Below are 4,360 nucleotides of genomic sequence, written 5' to 3' on the forward strand. Positions count from 1 at the left end.
CCGGCGCGGCGGCCCACGTCGGCGCGCTGCTGCCCAGGACGGTGAGCGCGGCCGCGCCCGCGAGTGCCCCGAGACTCCGGATCGTTGCTCGTCTGCCGGTGTCGGCCATGTCAGTTCCCCTCCGGACACAGAAGTTGATGCGTGTACGGCCGGGATGTTTCGTGGCGCGACGGGCGGCCGGGCGGAGCGGCGGTGGCCCCGGGGTGAACAGACGGTCAGGAAAGCCCGGTCAACTCTTGACCTTGCATTGACTTGCGATCACCGGGGACGGGACGCGCGGGTGGCCGGCCGTAGGGACGGTTCGTTCCGGCGTGTTCACGGGACGGTCGGTCGCCGGCATCGCGCCGCCGAACCGGGCGCCGGGCCACGGCGGCCTGTCGCGGGGTTCCGCGCCTCACCGGCGGCCGGTGCCCGCGCGGACGGGCCACGCGAACACCGCTCCGCGCCGGGGACGTCTCTTGGACGGCCGGGGGCGAGTGCCGGTCCGGGAGAGCGCCTGAGGCGACTTGACGCGCGGTCCGGGCCCGCGCGGGGCGTCGCATCAGTGACCCTCGTCCTCCCCTCCGCCTGGCCGGCGGCGGCGCGGGCACGCCCGGGGTCGCCGAGCAGCGCCCCGCGCCGGAAGTGTTCCGCCGGTGACCCGTGACCCGTGACCCGTGACCCGTGACCCATGGCCGGTGGCCGGTGGCCGTGGGCCGGGTGTCGGTGCGGGAGGGGGCCGATCGGCCCCCGGAACCCGCCCCGACGGCCTCTCGCCCAGGTGGGCCGGGCGCGGTCGACTGGAGGGCGGAACACCGCCTTCACCGAGGGAAGGGGTCCGGCCATGACCGGGACCGCACCACAGCCCACCGGCACGACCCGGCCGCCGGACGCCGACGCGCACCGGCTCGACGTCGCCCACGTCGCCGGGGACGCCTACACCGTCGAGGTCCGTGGCCACCGCATCCAGGTCGACCAGCCCGTGGACGCGGGCGGCACGGACACCGCGCCGACGCCCACCGAGCTGTTCGCCGCCTCCCTGGCCACCTGCGTCGCCTTCTACGCGGGCCGCTTCCTGCAGCGCCACGACCTGCCCCGCGCCGGACTGCGCGTGCGCGCCGAGTTCACCATGGCCACCGACCGCCCGGCGCGCGTCGCCTCGCTGCGCGTCGTGATCGTCCCGCCGCCGGGCCTCCCCGAGCAGCGCCGCGCCGCCCTGCTGGCCGTCGCCTCGCACTGCACCGTCCACAACACCCTCGAACAGCCGCCGCAGACCGTCATCGAGCTGGCGAGCTGAAAGGCCACCCGTCATGCGCTACGACCGCACCGTGCACCTCGACGCCGACTTCGCCACCGCCGTCGCCCGGGTCCGTGAGGCCCTCGCCGAGCAGGGCTTCGGGATCCTGACGGAGATCGACGTCACCGCGACGCTCAAGGCCAAGCTCGACCACGACATGGAGGACTACGTCATCCTCGGGGCCTGCAACCCGCCGCTCGCCCACCGCGCCCTCGAGGCCGACCGCACCACCGGGCTGCTGCTGCCCTGCAACGTGGTGGTGCGCAGGGACGGCGACCGCACCGCCGTACAGGCGCTCGACCCGGACACGATGGTCACCCTCACCGGACTCGACGCCCTGCGCCCGGTCGCCGAGGAGGCCACCCGCCGCCTCGACGCCGCGCTGGCCTCGCTCGCCGGGCACTGACGAGCGGCCGGCGGAGGGCGGCTCCGCGGCGTCCGAGCCGCGGACGGCCCGGCCGTACGTTTGCGGCCGGACTACCCTGACCGCATGTCCGCGCAGCCACGCTCCGAGGCGCCCCCGCCCCGCTCCGCCGCCCAGGCACCGGAGGGCCGTCTGCTCACCGAGGCCGTCACCCGGCTGCGGCGCGCGCTGCGTTCCTCGATCCGCACCGACTACCCGTGGGAGACCCTTCCCATGGCGCAGGTCGAGCTGCTGCAGGTACTGGGCGAGCACTCGCCCGCGCGGATCAGCGACCTGGCCGCCCGCCGGCGGCTGGCCCCGAGCACGGTCAGCGGACTGATCGGCCAGATGATCGGCACCGGGCTCGTCGCGCGGGACGTCGACGCCGCCGACCGCCGCGCCTCCGTCGTCACCCTCACCGACGCCGGCCGCGAGAAGCTCGCCGCCTGGACCACCGCCCACGAGCGCCGCATCGACGCCGCCCTCGCCGCCCTCGACGACGGCTCCCGGGCGGCCATCGCGCAGGCGCTGCCCGCCCTGTTCCAGCTGGCGGAGAACCTCGGCGAGCCGCCGGACGGCCCGGCCGGGGGCTGACCGGGGCGTCGTCGCCGCGGCAGGTGGCGGCCGGGCACTGTCCGGATGCAACCGCGGTGGCCGAAAATGTGTCTTCCCACGCGTGGCTCAGCCGCCCGGACGCGGGTGAGGAGCCGGCGGTACGGCGTCCTGGGGGGATGCGATGAATACATGGGCGGTGCCCGGATACAGCGATTCACTGGAGCTCGGTTCGGGGGCGAGCGGCCGGGTCGTCCTGGCCGTGCACGAGGAGACCGGCGTCCCGGTCGCGGTGAAGTACCTCAGCGACTCACTGCGCACCAGGCCGGACTTCGTGCACGACTTCCGGGCGGAGGCACGGCTGCTCGGCGGGCTCCACAGCCCGCACGTCGCGGAGTTGTACGAGTACGTCGAGAGCCCGGACGGCGCCGCCATCGTGATGGAGCTGGTGGACGGCGTCTCGCTGCGGGCCCTGCTGCGTGAGCGGGGACCGCTCGATCCGGAGGCCGCGCTCGTCGTCCTCAAGGGGTCGCTGCTGGGCCTCGCCGACGCGCACCGCGTCGGTGTCGTCCACCGCGACTACAAGCCGGAGAACGTCCTGGTCATGCCGGACGGATCGTCCAAGCTCGTCGACTTCGGGATCGCGGTCGACGCGGGCACCAGCGCCGGCGTGGCCGGAACGCCGTCCTACATGGCCCCGGAGCAGTGGACCGGCGCCCCCGCCTCTCCCGCCGCCGACGTGTACGCGGCCACGGCCACGTTCTTCGAGTGCCTGACGGGCCACAAGCCCTACGCGGGCGACAACCTCGCCGAACTCGCGCTGCGCCACGTCGACGCGCCCGTCCCCGCCGACGAGGCCCCCGAGGCGGTGCGCGACCTGGTGCGCCGCGGTCTCGCCAAGGACCCGGAGGAACGGCCCGCCGGGGCCGGGGCGTTCGTCACGGAACTGGAGGCGGCCGCCGGTGCCGCCTACGGGCCCGACTGGGAGGAGCGCGGCCGCGGCCGGCTCGCCGCCCTGGTGGCCCTGCTGCCGCTGCTGCTGCCGTCGGCCCGCCGCGCCCCCCGGTCCACCACGGACACCGCGCGCACGGTCCTGGGCCCCGGCCCGGGCCGGGGCGGAGCGCGGTCGTGGCTGCCCGGCCGGCCGGGGACGCTGGTGTCGGCCGCCGCCGTGCTCGTCGGCGTCCTGCTGACCTACGGCATCCAGTACGCCCCCGGAGCCGCCTCCCAGGAGACGGCGCGGGCCCTGGCCACGACCCGTGCCCGGGCCGGCGACGGGCCGGCGGCGCCCACCGCGTCGGCCTCCCCGTCCTCGTCCCCGTCCCCGTCCGCGTCGCCCACCGCGTCGGCCGGCCTGTCGCCGTCCCCGAGCCTGTCGCCCTCGGATCCTGCGGCCACCGGGCCCGGTGACCCCGGCGCCTCCGCCACCACGGCACCGGCCCCGCAGACGACGGCGCCCGGCGGGACGGCCACCACGGGCACCCCGGCCACCACCGCCCCCGCCTCGCCCGCCGCTCCCGCCGTCAAGAACGTCGCGGTGTCGGCCTTCCGGCAGACGGGCCCCACCACCGCCACGGCGACCGTCGACGTCACGACGGACGGCACCGGACCGGTCTCGGTCACCGTCTCGTGGTTCTCGGGCAACCTGCCGGGCGTGCCCGGCGCGCCGGACGGCGCGTCCCAGACCTTCCAGCGCAGCGGCGCCACCCAGTACACGATCACCGTCGACCACACCTTCGACGGCAGCGGCTGCTACTGGACGGCGCAGGCCACGACCACCCCGGCCGCCGCAGGCGGCACCGCCTCGCAGCAACTTCTGACCAGGCAGTGTGAGATCCGGTGACCCCCCACAACGACCACCCGCCCACACCACCGACGCAGAACGGCGAGCCCACGCAGGTCCTGTCCAAGGCGGGGGAGTCCACCAAGTCGCTGTCGCCCGCCGGTGAGTCCACGCGTGCGCTGCCGCCTGCCGACGAGGCCACGCAAGTGTTGCCGCCTGCCGGTGAGTCTGCGCGGGTCCTGCCCCGGACGGGCGAGCCGACCCGGGCGCTGTCGCCCGCTGGTGAGTCCACCCGGGTGCCGCCGCCTGCCGGCGAAGCAACGCAGGTGCTGTCGCATGCCGGTGA

The 4,360-nt window shown here is 76.0% G+C and carries 4 protein-coding genes and 1 pseudogene; all 5 read left to right on the forward strand.

Going from position 1 to position 4,360, the window contains the following annotated elements; translation table 11 throughout:
- Window positions 1–823: 823 nt before the first annotated feature.
- A complete protein-coding gene (locus AQJ66_RS27205) occupies window positions 824–1,276 on the forward strand; it encodes an OsmC family protein (RefSeq protein ID WP_061927348.1) in 453 nt (150 codons plus the stop codon).
- A 13-nt stretch (window positions 1,277–1,289) separates the two neighbouring features.
- Entirely contained in the window at window positions 1,290–1,682 is a 393-nt protein-coding gene (locus tag AQJ66_RS27210) for a DUF302 domain-containing protein (protein ID WP_061927350.1), read from the forward strand.
- Window positions 1,683–1,766: 84 nt separating this feature from the next.
- Window positions 1,767–2,273, forward strand: a complete 507-nt coding sequence (locus tag AQJ66_RS27215) for a MarR family winged helix-turn-helix transcriptional regulator (protein WP_061927352.1) — start codon at window positions 1,767–1,769, stop codon at window positions 2,271–2,273.
- Between the two features lie 142 nt (window positions 2,274–2,415).
- Window positions 2,416–4,074 carry a serine/threonine-protein kinase gene (locus AQJ66_RS27220; protein ID WP_061927353.1) on the forward strand — a complete coding sequence of 553 codons (1,659 nt, stop codon included), beginning with the start codon at window positions 2,416–2,418 and terminating at the stop codon, window positions 4,072–4,074.
- Window positions 4,071–4,360, forward strand: a pseudogene (locus AQJ66_RS39775) (hypothetical protein); the annotation flags it as partial. The gene AQJ66_RS27220 and the pseudogene AQJ66_RS39775, both read left to right, overlap by 4 nt.

Source organism: Streptomyces bungoensis, assembly GCF_001514215.1.
GTDB classification, from domain to species: domain Bacteria; phylum Actinomycetota; class Actinomycetes; order Streptomycetales; family Streptomycetaceae; genus Streptomyces; species Streptomyces bungoensis.

Excerpts from the sequence above, each read along its gene's own strand:
- AQJ66_RS27210 (WP_061927350.1), top strand. The coding sequence starts at position 1,290 with ATGCGCTACGACCGCACCGTGCACCTCGACGCCGACTTCGCCACCGCC.
- AQJ66_RS27215 (WP_061927352.1), top strand. The coding sequence starts at position 1,767 with ATGTCCGCGCAGCCACGCTCCGAGGCGCCCCCGCCCCGCTCCGCCGCC.
- AQJ66_RS27220 (WP_061927353.1), top strand. The coding sequence starts at position 2,416 with ATGAATACATGGGCGGTGCCCGGATACAGCGATTCACTGGAGCTCGGT.
- AQJ66_RS27205 (WP_061927348.1), top strand. The coding sequence starts at position 824 with ATGACCGGGACCGCACCACAGCCCACCGGCACGACCCGGCCGCCGGAC.